The following is a 16,326-nucleotide window of genomic DNA, read 5'->3' on the forward strand; positions in this document are numbered from 1 at the left end:
TCGTTCATAAGACATTTCTAGTTTATTCGGAATATTTATTTATGCATTTAGATTAATGTGTATTATTTTCTTAATTTTTAAACTAAAAATAAGATTCGGTTGTTTAGTAATCGAGTATACATTACAAGAAATCACGATCATGGAAACAATTGTTTTTTTAACCGATTTTTCTGTTCCTGCTAGACATGCTTTCGATCAACTCTTGACCCTTGCTAAGCAAACAGCTATAAAAAAAGTCATCATATACCACTCCTTAGGGTATCTAAATGGAGGATTTTACTATGTTGGCGAGTTTATACCGCCACCAATTCTTGTAGATGAAACAGATATTGTGGCAGTAGACTCAAAAATGCTTCTTTTGAAACAGGAATTATTAAATGTTTCACCAGCTACAAACGTCCATACAAGACATGATAGTTTTACTGTTTTAGATGGCATGGAGCGAATTTCCGAAGAGGGGCATGTTGACCTAGTTATTGCTGGCATGAGAGGAAATGATGATAATGGTAAAAATAGTATTGGTACTATTACCAATGAGCTGATACAGGCACATCTGTATAACCTTTTATTGGTGCCAGATATGGATAAAGTACATATCTTTAAAAATGTGATCCTTGCAGTGGATCTAATGCATTTAGATGAACGATTGCCCGTGAAAACAATATTTCATTTACAAGAATTGTTATCTTTAAGATGGTATGTTGTAAATGTAAGTGTTCAAGGGAAGCATAAGGCAGCTGATTTAATTGAGGAACAATCTTTTTTGCATGCAAGTTTAGATAGTCTTGAACCGACTTACTCTTATTTGGAAGGTGAAGATTTTGTTGAGAAACTAAATGTATATGTTCAAGAACATAATATTCATGTATTGATCACTGTACCCCGTAAACTTGGATTTATCGCTTCGTTTTTTCAAAAAAGTGCCTCAAAAAAATTGGCAGTTAATGCCAAGGTCCCTATTTTAATGTTAGTATCTTAATCAACTTCTTCATTTTTGTAAGTTAAATCAATTAGATTAAAATAAAGTAAAGGGGTGTATATAGATTAAGATCTATATACACCCCTCTATTTGTTATTGTACGGGTAGATTACTGCATCTGCATTCCTTCCATCGAATTTTGATTTTTGTTTTTCTTAAACATATTCATATCCATTTTTCCAAAGCGATAAGATAAGTTCAATTTGATTAGTTGAGGATTTGAAAGTCGATAATAAGATTGTGTAAACCCTTCTCCTGAAGATACAATTGTATTACCTCGGCTTCTGAAAATATCATTCACAGCTAAAGTTACTGAGGCAGCTTGATTTTTTAAGAAACTCTTTTTGAGAGCTAGATCGACACCATAAAAAGGTTTGATGTATCCTTGGGATGAGCTTTGTGCTTGATTCATTGGAGGACCAAATGACTGACCTTGTGTGACAGGCATATTTGTTTTGCCTTGATATTCAAATGCGACTTGAAGATTCCAATTGTTTTTAACATTAAAGGTGTTGTTCAATTTTCCAAATACTGTCCACATTGCTTCAGACGGGGTACTGTCGTCAACTTCTATTTTTGAATTATAGAAATTAAGGTCTGCGGTTAAATCCCACCATTTTTTAAGATTATTGGTATATGTAAATTCTGCACCATAGTTTTTACTAGAATTGGCATTAATATAGGTATTTATAAAATCCATCTTGCCTGTTACCGGATTTAATTCCTGAGTCAAAAATCTGGTAATCAAATTATTGGTAGATTTATAATAAACTGAAGCTAAAAAAGTGCCTTTTCCATGTGTTCTACTATACGAAAGCTCGCCAGAAGTCGTGAATTCAGGAACAAGATCGGCATTACCTTTCGTAATATTTAAACTGTCTGTATAATCGATAACAGGTATCGTTTGAAAAAAATTAGGACGATTCACGCGACGCGTGACACTCATCTGGATTTGATCTTTTTCGGTCAGTTTTTTACTTAAAAACACAGATGGAAATAGGCTTAATGGATAATTGTTCTTAAATTTTTCATTAGTATTTAAAAGTTCTCCATTATAAGTTGAGTTTTCAGCACGTAGACCTACTTTATAGGATACCCAATCTTTAAAATTTCCTCCGAGTGAAACGTAAGCGGCATAAACGCTATTTTTACTATCGTAATTAGCGGATGCTGAAGAAATATTTTTAAAGTCTTCTTCACCAATATCTTGTATTGAATTATCGTTGAGATTTTTTAATTTATTAATTTGGGCACGAAGACCGGTCTCCAATTTCATTCCATTTTTGAAAGGCTTAACATAGTCCGTTTGGATAGTAATAAATTTATTATTTCCAGAACCGATGTTCTGTTGTTTTTTTGTGCCTGTTATCTGGTTTATATCATTGAGATAATTTGTGGTGTAAAGACCGTTTGAATTATTATTACCTCCGAAATAATTAAAGTCAACAGTTAATTCCTCACCTTCTGTTTTAAATTTCTGCACTATTCCGGCCTGTAGACCTCTTGGTTTAAAGCTTCGTTCGGATTCCGAAATTCGATTGCTTAATGAGGTTTTTCCTTCAGATTGTGTTGATATTAGGGTTTCTTCATTTGGACGAAATTTCCCTTCAACCAAAACTCCGGCAATTGATAATGAAGTTCGTGGACTGAAATCATAATCTAAACCAAGTCTTCCAAAAGTGATCATACCTTTTGTTTTTCCTTCAATATCTTGATCTACAGTTGAATTTATGTTATTTATATTACTCGTTCTATGACTATCTCCTTCAGTATTCGTACGCATTCGCATATTCATTCCTGTAAATGACAGGTTTAATTTGTTTTGACGTGCATTGAGGCTTCCCATAAAATTAGTTCCGCCAAATCGATCTCCACCTAGGGTAACCATACCATTATATCCTGTTTTTTTATTTTTTTTAAGGATTATATTTAAAATTCCAGCCATACTTCCTGAGGCATCGTACTTTGCAGAAGGGTTTGTGATGATCTCTATTTTTTCGATGACATCTGCGGGGATCTGATCTGGTGAAAGTGTTGTAGGCTTTCCATCTACAAAAATGGTTGGTGCAGCATTTCTGAGCTTGACATTTCCATCGATATCTACTTGTACAGATGGCATATTACGAAGTACATCGATAGCAGTACCGCCAGTTGCTACGATGTTTTTTTCCACATTGAATACTTTTTTATCAATATCCATTTCCAATAAAGCCTTTCGACCTGTGACAGTTACTTCTGCAAGTTGTTGATTGTCATTTTTAAGTACAATAGTTCCTATATTTTTGTTTAAGACTTTTTTATCATCACTATGATCAACATTTAGCTCGAGCGTTGCGTAACCTATTGAGCTGATTTTTAATTTCCAATTATTGGTATTAGAAATAGCTGAAAAGTTAAAATTTCCATTTTCCAGCGAACTTGTACTTCTTATTAATATTTCTCTTTCCTGATTGTTTTTTTGATCTTTGATAACCTGAAAGAGATTAATCGAAGCCTTTGAAATAGGTTTTCCTTGACTGTCTATAATTTGACCAAAGATTGTACCTTCAGACTTATTTACGTTTGTAGGTGAATTTTCAGCGGTATTTTGAGCATGCACAGTTGATATTGCAGTTGCTACAATAAGCGTTGATATATATCTTTTCATTATTCTTTTTTTATCGATTTGTTTATCCCTTTTTAATAGAGGTCTGATATACGACAAATTTGAGAAGGATTTTTAATCTACACAATGATCTGTAGACAGACAGCGTAAATGTGTAGACGAATGAAGTTATTGAAACAAATGTTAGTATCGACAAGAGAATTTAATTTAGAAAATTTCGATATTTCCAACATATTTTTTGCCTACTGGCAGTGCAATCTCAGGAAGTGTTAATTTCGTTAGAGCGACGTGCTGAATTCTATTTTTGTTTACTATATATGAATTATGGATTCTTAAAAAATCTTTTACTGGCAGAATTTTTTCCATACCTCTTAGGTTACTACGGGTAAGAAGTGGAGCATTCCGATTTACCATATAGATTTTAACATAATCTTTTAATCCTTCTATGTAACTTATTTCATTGATAAATATTTTAATCTTTTTATACTCAACATTGACGACGATGTGATCTACTGTATTATTTTGATTTGCTCGTAAAAGCATAATGTCTTCAACCTTTCGAATAGCGCTAGTCAATCTTTCTTTTGCAATGGGTTTCAATAGATAATCCACTGCATTCAATTCAAAACCCTCCACAGCATATTGATGATATGCCGTAGTGAATATAAATAAAGGTGGATTAGTAAGTTCGCGGATAAATTGTGTTCCTAATTTTTCCGGCATTTGTATATCCAAGAAAATCAGATCGACTTCATGATCTCTCAAGTAATCGACGACATCGATTGGCGAGTTAAACTTGTGCAGTATTTCAACCTTATCAAAGCTTAATAAATCGTCTTCTAAGATGTTTAAAGCAAATGGTTCGTCGTCTATAAGTAAGCATTTAATTTTCATCGGTCATCAATTTGAGTAGTACCTGGAAATAACCGTCATCCGTTTTTGTAATGGAAAGATCATGACGATTTGGATATAACAGTTGCAAGCGACGCTGAACATTGGTTAATCCAATTCCTTCACTTGTTCGAAGTTCTGTATGCTGTAGTATTTTATTGCTGGACTTAAAAATTATACCGCCTGGAATCTGTGCGAATTGAAACTTGATTTCTGGACTGTTTTTACTGTCTACACCATATTTGAATGCATTCTCTACAAAATGAATAAATAGTAAAGGTGGTATCAATCTATTTTTTAGATTAGATTCAATTTCGAGATCCACATTTCCAGCTATCGGAAGACGGAGTGTTTGTAAGGCAATAAAATTCTGCATATGCTCGATTTCCTTAAAGAGCTCTACTTTTGCACCATCAACTTCATAGAGAATGTACCGCAATATTTCGGATAATTTGACGATCGTATCTTCAGAATCTGGTGATTGTTTACGGATCAACCAGCGGATGTTGTTAAGGGTGTTGAATAGGAAATGTGGACTGATCTGAAGTTTTAGAATTGTTAATTCTGCTTTTGTTTTCTCCAAAGCAATCTGCTTATTTAATTCTTTTTGCCTGGCCTGTTCCCCATATAGAAAAATCATGGATGACGTAATTAAACAAAGTGAATATATAATTCCAGGACCGATCACTAGTCGTACGAAAAGTATATTTTCTTTTGTGAAATGTGCCAATTCTCCATTAGGATTAAAGTATACAATAGCATAGTTTAGCGCGACATAGGATAAAAAAGCACAAGCAATTAAAAGCACCAGAAACTTTCTGCGTGTAAAGAAGTATTTTGGTGCGACATAATAGCAGTGTAAATAAAAATTTGTTGCCAAAAATATAATATTGGCTAGATGAGATAGAGCAGAGTAGGGCTTAAACTCCGAAATCTTATCTGGTTGATAGAGATAGGTGATAAAGGGAAGTAACAATAAAATGGTCCAGATGACTATGTCTAAATAGAATTTTCTGAAAAATTTGCCGATCATAACATTTTTTTAGCCAATATATTTAAGGTATATAACAAATAGTAGATCAGTTTAAATTTATCTTACCATTTTATTTTGTTCTTAAATAATTATAGTAACAATGTTACAAATTTTTAATTAGAATGTTACATGCTGAATCATTGTATATTGGATTAAATGGTTGCGAATTCTCTGCATAACAATAATTGAACAATTGAAATTAGAAACTAATAATTCTTATTTTCAATTGTTCAATTCCAAGAAATCATATCGAAATTATGATACTGATTTTAAAGTTTCAATAGATGCTGTCACTTGGTCTAAAATTTCGAACGCAACCTCTGCCATTCTATTCCCTTGACTGTCTAAAAGGGGATTTACCTCTACAAATTCTAAGCAAACCACTTTATTAGATGCAATAATTTCTTGAAGCAATGATGTTATTTCCGTTTGATTAAATCCTTTGGGTACTGGTGTACCAGTACCGTTAGAAATTAGCTCGCTGTCCATACTGTCAACGTCAAATGAAACATAAATATGGTCACATCCTTCCAATTGCTGAAGGGTGCTCTGAACACAGGATTTTATTCCCATATCACGTAATTGCTCTACTTGGTATTTTTTTATATTCAGTTCCGCAATTAGATTTTCTTCTGGTAATTCGGTATCGCGAACACCAAAGTAGATCAGGTGTTCTGCTATTATTTTAGCTTGGGAAGTTCCTATTGTTTTTAATTTATTCCAATATTGTTTGGTTTCTGCATCAACATTATTAATTTGATTTTCTAAATTGTCCGTACCTAATACCACCGCTAAAGGCATTCCATGTAAATTACCAGAAGGTGTGGTATAGGGTGAATGTAAATCAGCATGAGCATCTATCCATATTACTCCTAATGTTTTTTCTGGATATGCCGACTTTATACCACTAATGGTACCAATTGCAGATGAATGGTCTCCTGAAAAAACCAGGGGAAACTGTTCTTCTAGTAAGCTATCTTCAACAGCTATTGCCAATAATTTGCACTGCTGTAAGACCTGCTTTATTCTCTTACCAAATGGATTAACAAGCGGATCATAAACAGTGTTATTGCGCGTTTGTATATCTATAAAATTATAGTTATTGAAGTATTGACTTCCTTTATTAATTGCAGCAATTTCGATAGCGTCAATCCCTAGGTCGGAACCGCGGGTACCTGCTCCAATATCCGATCTATTTTTAATTAATTTAATCGATCTATTCATATTTTTTGTGCAAATTGATGAAGTGATTTTTCTATAATTGATAGACTTTCCGTAATTTGATCTTCTGTTATTACTAATGGGGGAGCTAATCTAATTTTATTACCGTGAGTAGGTTTGGCTAATAATCCATTTTCCTTAAATTTTAGACAAATTTCCCAAGCAGTATTATCTTCTTCTTTGCTATCTATTACAATTGCATTTAATAATCCTTTTCCTCTGACTTCTTTAATTATGGGACATCTTATCATCATTTCTTGAAGGCCTTCTCTGAATATTATACCCATTTTTTCAGCATTTAATGCTAAATCCTCATCTATGATCACTTGAAGAGCTTCCATGGATACTGCACAGGCTAGGGGATTCCCACCATATGTTGAACCATGTTCTCCAGCTTTTATAGTCAGCATAATATAATCGTCTGCTAGAACAGCAGAAACCGGAAGTACACCTCCAGAAAGTGCTTTTCCTAAAATTAAAACATCAGGCTTTGTATTTGAATTGGTATCTTTAATATCAAAAGAGGCTAGCATATTTCCTGTTCTTGCAATACCAGTTTGAATTTCATCGACTATAAATAATACATTGTAGTCTTTGCAAAGTGCTTTTATACGAGATAGATAATCATCACTTGGAACGATAATTCCAGCTTCGCCCTGAATGGGTTCAACAATAAATCCAGCAATGTTCGTATCATTTTTTAGTAATTCTTCAAATGCTTGAACGTCGTTATAAGGCACTTGTGTAACCCCATCTAAGAAAGGTCCAAAATCTTTTCTTGCCGAATCATCATTTGAAGCAGAAATTACGGATATGGTTCTACCATGGAAGTTACCACTAGCGAAGACTATTTTGGCTTGATTTGCAGGAAGCCCTTTAACTAAGTAAGCCCATTTACGGCATAACTTCATGGCTGTTTCTACGGCTTCAACACCGGAATTCATAATTAAAGCTTTATCAAAACCAAACAGATTACAAAGATACTCTTCAAAATCACCTAATTTATCACTATAAAATGCTCTTGAAGTTAAGGTAAGCTTTTCAGCTTGTTGGGTTAAGGCTTTAATAATCCTTGGATGACAATGTCCCTGGTTTACCGCTGAGTATGCCGAAAGAAAATCAAAGTATCGGTTTTCTTCAACATCCCACACAAATACTCCTTTTCCTTTTGCTAAAACCACAGGTAAGGGATGATAATTGTGGGCACCATATTTATTTTCCTTTGCAATGAATGCATTGCTTTTTGCTAAATTTGTTAAGTCTGCCATATTATTTGTAATTGGAATTATGAAATAAATGTACGATATTTAATTTTAATAGCCTAATATGGATTTAAATTCACTCAATTAGTGGCTTATTAAATTTAATTTAACTCTAAACTTAATAATTAAAAATAACCATGAATCATTTGGATGATTTTGATATACAGATTTTGAAACAGCTCGAAGCAGACGGACGCATGGCGTATTCTGCTATAGCTACAGAACTAGGAGTTTCCAATACAATGGTCCATCAGCGTATTACACGCCTTATGGATCAAGGTATTCTTACGGGAATTAAGCCTGTTTTGGACGAAAAAAAATTGGGTTACGATTGGGGAGCTTTTACTGGAATATCTCTTGAAAAAGATCATGATTCAAAAAGAATAATTGAGGAGCTTCATAAAATTCCTGAGGTAACAGAATGTTACTATATTACTGGAAACTATACGCTATATTTAAAGATCATCGCTAAAGATCATGAGCATATGAGACAATTATTGTATGAGAAAATAGACAGTATTGCAGGTATTGCCAAAACGGAGACTATTATCGAGCTGGGGTGTGCTTTTAGACGTAATATTGTTTTATAAATCACTTTATCATAGAAGATAATGAAAATAAACTTACAGAAGTATGGACCGGAAGATTTTAACTCTTTCAAAACACTTGTTTGTGAAGATGATTTAATGAAATATATTTCTGGAAATGGATTGAATGAAAATCAGGCTAGAGCAAAGTTCGATCGTATTCTTGAAATCAATAGTAAGGAACGTGAATTAGGATATTTTAAGGTTCTTACTGAAGAAAATGAATTTGTGGGAGATTGCAAGTTGGAGCGATATAAGCATGATGAGAGCATTCTTGAAATAGGTTATATTATAAAAAAGAATTTTTGGAGAAATGGAATAGGATCTTTAATCTGTCGAAAATTACTAGATGTAGCGCATAATTTATATCCTGATTTAGCGGTTATTGGAATTATTGATCCAGAAAATATGGCTTCTAAAAAATTACTTGAAAAATTTGGATTTGAAAGTTATTTTATTGGGATTGAAGACGATTTACCAACTGAGAAATTAATATTGAAGAAATTGCAAGTTGATGAATGAGTCCTATTTGTAAATAAACGTATAATGATGTATTGTATGTATTTTGACTTAATTTTTTAAGAATTATGAAGTACTGTGCTTTTCTGAGGGGTGTAAATGTCAAAGGAACCAACATGAAGATGGCTGATGTATGTCAGGTTTTTAGGGATGCAGGAATGCAGGATGTTAGGTCCATAATCGCATCTGGTAATATTGTTTTTTCATCACATAAAAACGAGATCGAATTAAAGTTAATTTTGGAAAAGTCCATGTCAGCTTATTTTTCTTACGAAGCTGTTTTATTTATAAAGTCGGAGCGTGATACGGTATTATATTGGGAAAGTGTTCCTTTTGAAAAGACTACGGATTTTCATATCTATGCATTTGTCGGAGATACTGGAATAGAAACAGTTTTAATGGCTGAATTTCAGGACGCGACACAAAATACCAATGAGAGCGCAGCAATAGTTAATCATATTTTCTACTGGCAGGTCCCTAAAGGAAACACGCTTGATTCAGCATTTGGAAAGATTTTGGGTAAAAAGACACTTAGAGATCAATTTACAAGTAGAAATATTAATACTTTTGAAAAGGTTCTAAAGAAGATGAATTCGTAATGTGGTTAAGAACTATTTGAAAGGAAATCCCTTGTAATGGCCTTATAAGTTATAATAGTAACAGTATGACTTACAAGGTTAATAGAAAAGAGATTATTAACTTTATTTTAAAGAATAGTAGTCAATTTTTATATATTTTAGACTTAAACACATTCCGGTAAAAACAATTATTCCTCCGATAATCTAATACGATAAATTACTGCGTTTTTTATTTGTAAGCTTTACTGAAACATTTTTATGCAAAACAATAATTATTTTTTAATAGATAGCTTCTTTGGTCTCATTTTTGCTATTAAACAACCTGCGCATTTACAGTGTTTAGAAGGAGCGGAATTCGACCTCGTTTTAAATTATATTAAGAATGTTGGATTATGATGGGATCGATCTGGAAATTGAAATAAATCTACCTTTATTTACATAAATAGTAAAGCCATTCTTTTTAAGAATGGCTTTTTTTAATATTCTAAAATTACCCTAATTTGATAATATTAATCAAGTTGTCATATTCATCTGCCTCTCCCAAACTTTTACAAGTCATTAGAATCAAACCTATTGTGGCTAAAAGTATCCAACTTAACCTTGCAGGAAAATAATCAGCAACAGTTAGCCGGATTTTTATTTTTGGTCTTTCTATTATTAAATTGCTAATTTATATTTGGGATTTTTGATATTGAAATTCAACTTATTTAATTTTTTTTAGCTTTCGATTAAACGTCTATGATAATTTATTTGTCCGAGATGATAAGCGAGATGTGTTGTCAGGTGAATTAAAAAAAACTCGGTTGAAGTCTTTTTTGAAAACACTAAAATGGGATATTCGCTATCTAATTCTTCATCTGCTATTTGGCTTAGTGCAAGTCTAATGGTTTCAATTGTATCTTCTATTTTCGTAATTAGATCTTTTCTCGGAACATTTTTTTCTAAAAATTCAAGATCTCTATTTCTTACATAGTTAGTTTTCCCGATCTCTTTACCTATATAAGTGTTTAAGTTACCAATTAAATGGAGGGTTAAATTTCCCGCTGAATTCAAGATCTTTTTCTCAATCCGCCAAATATTGGATTCATTTTCATAAAGTTCTATTTCAGTTATTAATTTTTTCAGATCTCTTTCAAAAAGGGATACTAATGTATTCGTAAGCATATTTAATTATCATTAAAGTTTTTCCTTGTCTAAAAATGGTTTCAGCAACTTTCGCAATTAAATTGATCCTGATTTAGAATTATTTACTTTTAATTGTCACTGTCTTTTCAAAGCGACCATGGTTGCTATTTGAAGCTGCTTTATATTGATTTGAGTTTGTAATACATAACCAAGGTATTCCATTTATATCTTTTAGCATTTCTTTTTTGTCTATTTCCACTACGAAATCTAGATCTTCTAAGTCATTAACAGCAATAGTATGGATAAAATCATCAGCTAAAAAAGTTCTTGTATGATAGATATTTCCGATATACAATACTTGACCAGTTGCACTAAAACAGGTTTGTGATAATATTTTACAAATCAGTTTCTTAGGAATGAATTCTCTTTTTTTTGTCTGTCTATTTAGGATTTTGTACGCAGCTTCTTTCATGCTCCACATCAGCCATACTATAATTTCTGGATCAGAACTATTGGCTATAAAGCACTGTTCTTCTTCTGTAAATAGTTTTTCCAGAAACCCATGTCGTTTCCAATTACTTTCTTGACGGGATTTCTGTATATCTATGATATCATTACCAATCACTTCTGCTCTAATTTGATTTCTATAATTTCGACGGCTGTTCTCACGTTTAACATACGTTCCATATCAGCATTATCGATGACAACATCAAATATTTGTTCAATATCGAGTACAATATCTACCAGATTTGCAGAATTGATGTTAAGATCATTAATAAAATCGGTGTCTTCATTTAGGTTTTCGTATGCTTCTAAATTCGTGGTATAAGGTTTTATAATTTCCTTTAACTTACCTATCAACATTTCTTTATTCATAAGATTAAATTTCAAATTTTTTAAATATTACACAAGCATTCACATCACCAAATCCAAAGCTAGCTTTGGCTATTACATTTAAATTAATGTTAAAAGATTTTGTCGGTATTTTTGAGGCATCAATATGAGTTGCTATTTCTGGATGTAGATCATCGCAATTTGTATTTCCAAATAAAAACCCATGATGAAGTTGCAGAACTGTAGCTACACTTTCAATGCTTCCTGAAGCACTGAGGCAATGTCCTATCAAACTCTTTAATGAATTGACGTAGGGAAAATCAATATGACTTCTGCCCAATGCCTTTGTCCAGTTCTCTATTTCAATACTATCTTTAGCAGTTGCTGTAAGATGACCATTGATTGCGTCAATATCATTTGCTGAAATAGTTGCGTTTTTGAGAGCATCAATAATGCATCTTTGAACAGCTTTGCTATTTGGAGCAGTCATCGTACCATTTCCCCGCTGTCCCCCACAGTTTACACTACCACCTAGAATTTCTGCATAAATATTTGCCCCTCGTTTTAGCGCACTTTCCAAGTCCTCAATAATTAGTGCTCCTGCACCGGATGCAGGTACAAATCCTGCTGCTGTTGCACTCATAGGACGGGAGCCTGCCTCAGGATTGTCATTATATTTAGAACTGCAAACTCTTAAAGCATCAAATCCAGCCCAAATGTAGGGGCCGCTATCTGAAGTGCTGCCGGCTAATATGCGTTTTGCTTTTCCTGATCTTATACGCTCATAGGCCATTATTATTGCTTCGGTCCCTGTTGCGCATGCCGAAGAATTCGTGGTTACCTGATTTCCTAGTCCTAATTTTCCGCCCAGATATGCGCTTATACCACTATTCATAGTTTGAGCAACAACACTGCTACCAAGTTTACGCGTCTGTAAATCATCAATTTTATAGATACTTTCGCGCAATTTATCAATGCCTGATGTTCCTGATCCAAATATAGTTCCACTGTCCCAATCAGGCTCATTATTATTTTCTATCGGAAGTCCGGCATTTTTCCAAGCTTCAACACCTGCAATGACGCCATATAGTATTCCGCTACTGTTAAAACCTCTAAGTTCAAGATCGGTAAAATACGCTGACTTTATTTCATCTGTAATTTGGGGTTTTCCTGCGATCTGACAAAAAAACTGCAATTGCTGTAATTGTTCATCCTGGCGTATTCCAGATATACCATTTTTAATAGCATCGGTAAAAGCAGGTACGCCAACTCCATTTGGAGCAACGACCCCTAATCCCGTTATTACAACTCGGTTCATAGCTCAGTGGTTAACATTCCTGAAAATATACCTTGACTAACAATCTGTTCGGCTTCGTTTTTCATACTGATGTTACACTTGAGTTTGCCGAATCTAAAATATATTTTTTGAGAAATTACAGTAACTTTTTCATTTGGATATACAGGTTTTAAAAATTGCATTTCGACAGATGTAAATGCAATTGAAGTATTTTTTAGCTCATTATTAAGAAGGTAAATGCCGAGACAAACAAGACCTATCTGCGCCATAGTTTCTGTTAAAATCACTCCAGGAGTAACCGGTTTTTCTTTAAAATGTCCCTTATAGAAATCTAGATTTTCATCGAAGGTATATGTACCCATACTTCCATTTTCATCAATATGAAGCAGCTCATCGACAAATAAAAATGGTTTAGTATAGGGTAATTTTGCTATAATATCTTTTACGTTCATTGTACATTACCATTTTAATAAAAGCCCTTGGGCAGAAAATCCTGGACCAAAACTTAACATCAAACCTAATTCTCCCTGTATGGGATTTTTATCCATGACGCGCTCTAGGACGTAAAGAACAGTTGCACTTGACATATTGCCATATTGCAATAATATTTCTTTTGTGTGATCAATATTTTTACCCCATTCTGAAAATAGTTTTTCGACCGTCATTACGATTTTTTTTCCTCCGGGATGAAATATCATATGGTCTATGTTTCTGATTTCTAAATTATTTTTCTTTAAGAACGGATGTATAATATCACCAAAATGTTGTGCTATGGTATCCGGAACTTCAGTGCCAAGTATCATTTTCAAACCACTATTGGTCAGTTTAAATCCCATAATATGCTCCGTATTAAAGAAGTGATACATCTGTTCATCAAGTATGTTGGGACCATAATCTTCTTCATAAGAAGAAAGTAGACAACAAGCTGCCCCATCACCAAAAATAGCCGCGCTTACAATATTTGACATTGAAAAATCATCCAGTTGAAATGTAGCAGTCGGAGCTTCAATCGCTATTACTGCGGCTCGTTTGTTAGGATTGCCTTTGAGGAAGTTTTTGGCATATAACAAACCCGATACTCCTGCTACACAGCCCATCTCTGTAACTGGCAATCTGACGATATCCTGTCGTAGTTTCAGTTTATTTATAAGATACGCATCTAAAGAAGGGATTATAATACCGGTGCAACTTACAGTAATAATATAGTCTAAGGTGCTTGGATCCCATCCCGCTTTTTTAAGTGCTTTCTCAAGCACTTGTTCACCAAGGATAATAACTTCACGGCTGTAAATGTTATTTTTATCTTCAAAAGAAGTTGCTGTAAATACTTCAATAGGATCCATAATTGAATACCGTGTATTTACTGCCGCACCTTCAAATATTTTTTTTACTTTTTTTATAAAACGTGTTTCTTGTCCATAAAGCCAAGTATCTAGCATAGGAAGTATTTCAACTGTATCGCTTGAATATTTCGGCAGTTGTTTTGCAACAGTTACGATCTTTACACTCATAGTTTAGGTATAATCCATTGGTAACGAAAGGCCCATTTCCATTGGATGGTATAATTCTTTAAATTTAGTTTTCTTGCAAAACTTTGTAGTTCATTTCTTTTAAATCCTCTCAATATCGATGTACATCCATCTTCTTGCAACATCCTGTTTAATCTAAAAACAAAACATACCATTTGGTAAAGTCTATAAGCAAATTTGCTGCGCTGTAAATCGTTTATAACTATTCCTACAGAGGCATTATGACTAAAGATAGTAATTAAATCTATTATTTTTTCATTAGTAAAATGATGAATAGTTAAGGTGCAAAGTGCAATATCGTATTTTAATGTTTTGAAATTTTCTTCAAATATATCAGTGCATACATAGTCAATATTAGCGTAGCTTGTTGATAATTTTCGAGCATAGTTGATCGTATATTCATTTGCATCTATACCGATCATTTTAAAATTAATATTGTTCTTAATACCGTATTCGGCTAACATACGTAACATATCACCGTTACCGCAACCTATATCTGCAACAGTGATATGTTTAGATCGATCAACGTGTGCTAACAATTGCTTTACGCCATTAAGTGTAATACTATTGCCTCCAAGAAATTGATTGATGCGTGCAATTTTATCTAGAGCTTCTCGTAATTCTTCACCTTGGAGTGAAAAATCATCCATTAATTCGGTTTTTTCTGTCCTATTATCGGTATTTATTCTCATTTGATTGTTATTGCTTTACCGTGTGTTTGCTTTATTATCAAAGGAAGAAGAGAGGGGAACATCGTTGCGATCCTGATCAATACTGTTGTGATGGTTTGATGTTGAAGTGCTTTCGATAACAGGTTTCCGATTAAGAGTCTCTTTTCGAAATTTTGTTTCCATTGTTGTGTGAATTTTTTTTCTAATAATTTTCGGGATACGATTTTACCTGTGTAATAGTCGACGATTAGCTCTGACGAAATTTTAGCACTGTGCATAGCCATGGCCATGCCATTGCCACAGAGGGGATGGATAAGGCCGGCAGTATCACCGATCATTAATATATGGTTTTCGATGATCGGTTTTTTATCAAATGATATTTGACTTATTGTAAGTGGTTTATCAAAAAGTAATGTGCTATTTTCAAAAAAGTATTTGATGTGTTTATTCTTGTAAAGAACATTTTGTTCAAATTCTGTTATATTCTTGTGCTTTTTAAATGATTTTAAATCAGCCAGGTAGCACATATTTATAGTATTGTCTTCAACTTTTGTAATACCACAATAACCACCCTTAAAGTTATGTAGTGCTACTACATCATCAGGAAATTCTCCGGAATAATGTCCTTTTACGGCTAGCCACGGGGCAGTTTTATTCATAAAATTACGTTTTAGGACCTGATCCACGTTCGATCGTTTCCCGAATGCTCCCAATACGATTTCTGCTATTAAAATCTGATTTTCGGTCATCACTGTGAATGCATTTTCATTAAATGTTACCTTTGTTACTGTAGCTTTAATAACGGTACATCCCATTTTTACTGCTTGTAGATATAGAGAATTATCCAGCGAATACCTACTGATGCCAAGGCCTCCCAACGGTAAGTCTGCTTTTGCAGTTTTACCATTTTGATGAGTAAATATAAGTGTGTTAATATTTGTTGGATATACTTGTAAAATGTCTGAGTTCAACCAATTCAAATAAGGTAATATTTCTTTTGAAAGATATTCCCCGCAGACTTTATGACGAGGATAACTATATTTTTCAATTAATGTGACATTTAATCCTTTTTTTGTTAAATGTAATGCAGCTGTTAAACCTGCAAGGCCACCACCAATAATAATAACATCAGCATTTTTCTTCATATATATTTAGCTATAAAACAGGAATATCATAAATTTTGGAGTGTTTAGTG

Annotated in this window: 17 protein-coding genes; 4 read left to right on the top strand and 13 right to left on the bottom strand. The window is 33.3% G+C overall.

Going from position 1 to position 16,326, the window contains the following annotated elements:
* Positions 1-139: 139 nt before the first annotated feature.
* On the top strand, positions 140-979 hold the full coding sequence (locus tag FHR29_RS05250) for a universal stress protein (RefSeq protein ID WP_183912903.1): 840 nt from the start codon (positions 140-142) through the stop codon (positions 977-979).
* Between the two features lie 109 nt (positions 980-1,088).
* Here FHR29_RS05250 and FHR29_RS05255 read toward each other — a convergent pair whose 3' ends face one another.
* From FHR29_RS05255 to rocD, 5 genes are all read right to left on the bottom strand, one after another.
* Positions 1,089-3,626 carry an outer membrane beta-barrel family protein gene (locus FHR29_RS05255; protein WP_183912905.1) on the bottom strand — a complete coding sequence of 846 codons (2,538 nt, stop codon included), beginning with the start codon at positions 3,624-3,626 and terminating at the stop codon, positions 1,089-1,091.
* A gap of 165 nt (positions 3,627-3,791) precedes the next feature.
* Positions 3,792-4,478: a LytTR family DNA-binding domain-containing protein gene (locus FHR29_RS05260; RefSeq protein ID WP_132839700.1), complete on the bottom strand. Its 687-nt coding sequence runs from the start codon at positions 4,476-4,478 to the stop codon at positions 3,792-3,794.
* The gene (locus FHR29_RS05265) at positions 4,468-5,508 is read right to left on the bottom strand and encodes a sensor histidine kinase (protein WP_132768384.1); all 1,041 of its coding nucleotides are present in this window, start codon (positions 5,506-5,508) and stop codon (positions 4,468-4,470) included. Before FHR29_RS05265 ends, FHR29_RS05260 begins: the two co-directional genes overlap by 11 nt.
* 255 nt (positions 5,509-5,763) lie before the next feature.
* Positions 5,764-6,732 (bottom strand): arginase, encoded by a 969-nt coding sequence (locus tag FHR29_RS05270; protein ID WP_183912908.1) that lies wholly within the window; start codon positions 6,730-6,732, stop codon positions 5,764-5,766.
* Positions 6,729-7,997, bottom strand: coding sequence for an ornithine--oxo-acid transaminase (gene rocD / locus FHR29_RS05275; RefSeq protein WP_183912910.1), 1,269 nt, complete (start codon positions 7,995-7,997; stop codon positions 6,729-6,731). Before rocD ends, FHR29_RS05270 begins: the two co-directional genes overlap by 4 nt.
* 131 nt (positions 7,998-8,128) lie before the next feature.
* Here rocD and FHR29_RS05280 point away from each other — a divergent pair, with 131 nt between their 5' ends.
* The 3 genes from FHR29_RS05280 (at position 8,129) to FHR29_RS05290 (ending at position 9,696) form a co-directional block, all read left to right on the top strand.
* Positions 8,129-8,581: an Lrp/AsnC family transcriptional regulator gene (locus tag FHR29_RS05280; protein ID WP_132768379.1), complete on the top strand. Its 453-nt coding sequence runs from the start codon at positions 8,129-8,131 to the stop codon at positions 8,579-8,581.
* Between the two features lie 21 nt (positions 8,582-8,602).
* Positions 8,603-9,100 (top strand): GNAT family N-acetyltransferase, encoded by a 498-nt coding sequence (locus tag FHR29_RS05285; protein WP_183912912.1) that lies wholly within the window; start codon positions 8,603-8,605, stop codon positions 9,098-9,100.
* A 65-nt stretch (positions 9,101-9,165) separates the two neighbouring features.
* Positions 9,166-9,696, top strand: a complete 531-nt coding sequence (locus FHR29_RS05290) for a DUF1697 domain-containing protein (protein WP_183912914.1) — start codon at positions 9,166-9,168, stop codon at positions 9,694-9,696.
* Between the two features lie 696 nt (positions 9,697-10,392).
* Here FHR29_RS05290 and FHR29_RS05295 read toward each other — a convergent pair.
* The 8 genes from FHR29_RS05295 to FHR29_RS05330 form a co-directional block, all read right to left on the bottom strand.
* Positions 10,393-10,839, bottom strand: coding sequence for a DUF1572 family protein (locus FHR29_RS05295; RefSeq protein WP_021188340.1), 447 nt, complete (start codon positions 10,837-10,839; stop codon positions 10,393-10,395).
* Between the two features lie 79 nt (positions 10,840-10,918).
* Positions 10,919-11,425: a 4'-phosphopantetheinyl transferase superfamily protein gene (locus tag FHR29_RS05300; RefSeq protein WP_183912916.1), complete on the bottom strand. Its 507-nt coding sequence runs from the start codon at positions 11,423-11,425 to the stop codon at positions 10,919-10,921.
* Positions 11,422-11,676, bottom strand: a complete 255-nt coding sequence (locus FHR29_RS05305; protein ID WP_183912918.1) for an acyl carrier protein — start codon at positions 11,674-11,676, stop codon at positions 11,422-11,424. Before FHR29_RS05305 ends, FHR29_RS05300 begins: the two co-directional genes overlap by 4 nt.
* Positions 11,677-11,680: 4 nt before the next feature.
* Positions 11,681-12,952: a beta-ketoacyl synthase gene (locus FHR29_RS05310; protein WP_183912921.1), complete on the bottom strand. Its 1,272-nt coding sequence runs from the start codon at positions 12,950-12,952 to the stop codon at positions 11,681-11,683.
* Entirely contained in the window at positions 12,949-13,383 is a 435-nt protein-coding gene (locus FHR29_RS05315) for a 3-hydroxyacyl-ACP dehydratase FabZ family protein (RefSeq protein ID WP_132768367.1), read from the bottom strand. Before FHR29_RS05315 ends, FHR29_RS05310 begins: the two co-directional genes overlap by 4 nt.
* A gap of 6 nt (positions 13,384-13,389) precedes the next feature.
* Positions 13,390-14,442, bottom strand: coding sequence for a type III polyketide synthase (locus tag FHR29_RS05320; RefSeq protein WP_132768365.1), 1,053 nt, complete (start codon positions 14,440-14,442; stop codon positions 13,390-13,392).
* Complete coding sequence (locus FHR29_RS05325; protein ID WP_132768363.1) at positions 14,439-15,152, bottom strand: methyltransferase domain-containing protein; 714 nt, start codon at positions 15,150-15,152, stop codon at positions 14,439-14,441. The genes FHR29_RS05320 and FHR29_RS05325 overlap by 4 nt, the downstream gene beginning before the upstream one ends.
* Complete coding sequence (locus tag FHR29_RS05330; protein WP_132839711.1) at positions 15,149-16,276, bottom strand: NAD(P)/FAD-dependent oxidoreductase; 1,128 nt, start codon at positions 16,274-16,276, stop codon at positions 15,149-15,151. Before FHR29_RS05330 ends, FHR29_RS05325 begins: the two co-directional genes overlap by 4 nt.
* Positions 16,277-16,326 lie beyond the last annotated feature (50 nt).

This window comes from Sphingobacterium sp. JUb56 (assembly GCF_014191365.1).
GTDB lineage: Bacteria > Bacteroidota > Bacteroidia > Sphingobacteriales > Sphingobacteriaceae > Sphingobacterium > Sphingobacterium anhuiense.

Excerpts from the sequence above, each read along its gene's own strand:
- FHR29_RS05250 (WP_183912903.1), top strand. The coding sequence starts at position 140 with ATGGAAACAATTGTTTTTTTAACCGATTTTTCTGTTCCTGCTAGACAT.
- FHR29_RS05255 (WP_183912905.1), bottom strand. The coding sequence starts at position 3,626 with ATGAAAAGATATATATCAACGCTTATTGTAGCAACTGCAATATCAACT.
- FHR29_RS05260 (WP_132839700.1), bottom strand. The coding sequence starts at position 4,478 with ATGAAAATTAAATGCTTACTTATAGACGACGAACCATTTGCTTTAAAC.
- FHR29_RS05265 (WP_132768384.1), bottom strand. The coding sequence starts at position 5,508 with ATGATCGGCAAATTTTTCAGAAAATTCTATTTAGACATAGTCATCTGG.
- FHR29_RS05270 (WP_183912908.1), bottom strand. The coding sequence starts at position 6,732 with ATGAATAGATCGATTAAATTAATTAAAAATAGATCGGATATTGGAGCA.
- rocD (WP_183912910.1), bottom strand. The coding sequence starts at position 7,997 with ATGGCAGACTTAACAAATTTAGCAAAAAGCAATGCATTCATTGCAAAG.
- FHR29_RS05280 (WP_132768379.1), top strand. The coding sequence starts at position 8,129 with ATGAATCATTTGGATGATTTTGATATACAGATTTTGAAACAGCTCGAA.
- FHR29_RS05285 (WP_183912912.1), top strand. The coding sequence starts at position 8,603 with ATGAAAATAAACTTACAGAAGTATGGACCGGAAGATTTTAACTCTTTC.
- FHR29_RS05290 (WP_183912914.1), top strand. The coding sequence starts at position 9,166 with ATGAAGTACTGTGCTTTTCTGAGGGGTGTAAATGTCAAAGGAACCAAC.
- FHR29_RS05295 (WP_021188340.1), bottom strand. The coding sequence starts at position 10,839 with ATGCTTACGAATACATTAGTATCCCTTTTTGAAAGAGATCTGAAAAAA.
- FHR29_RS05305 (WP_183912918.1), bottom strand. The coding sequence starts at position 11,676 with ATGAATAAAGAAATGTTGATAGGTAAGTTAAAGGAAATTATAAAACCT.
- FHR29_RS05310 (WP_183912921.1), bottom strand. The coding sequence starts at position 12,952 with ATGAACCGAGTTGTAATAACGGGATTAGGGGTCGTTGCTCCAAATGGA.
- FHR29_RS05315 (WP_132768367.1), bottom strand. The coding sequence starts at position 13,383 with ATGAACGTAAAAGATATTATAGCAAAATTACCCTATACTAAACCATTT.
- FHR29_RS05320 (WP_132768365.1), bottom strand. The coding sequence starts at position 14,442 with ATGAGTGTAAAGATCGTAACTGTTGCAAAACAACTGCCGAAATATTCA.
- FHR29_RS05325 (WP_132768363.1), bottom strand. The coding sequence starts at position 15,152 with ATGAGAATAAATACCGATAATAGGACAGAAAAAACCGAATTAATGGAT.
- FHR29_RS05330 (WP_132839711.1), bottom strand. The coding sequence starts at position 16,276 with ATGAAGAAAAATGCTGATGTTATTATTATTGGTGGTGGCCTTGCAGGT.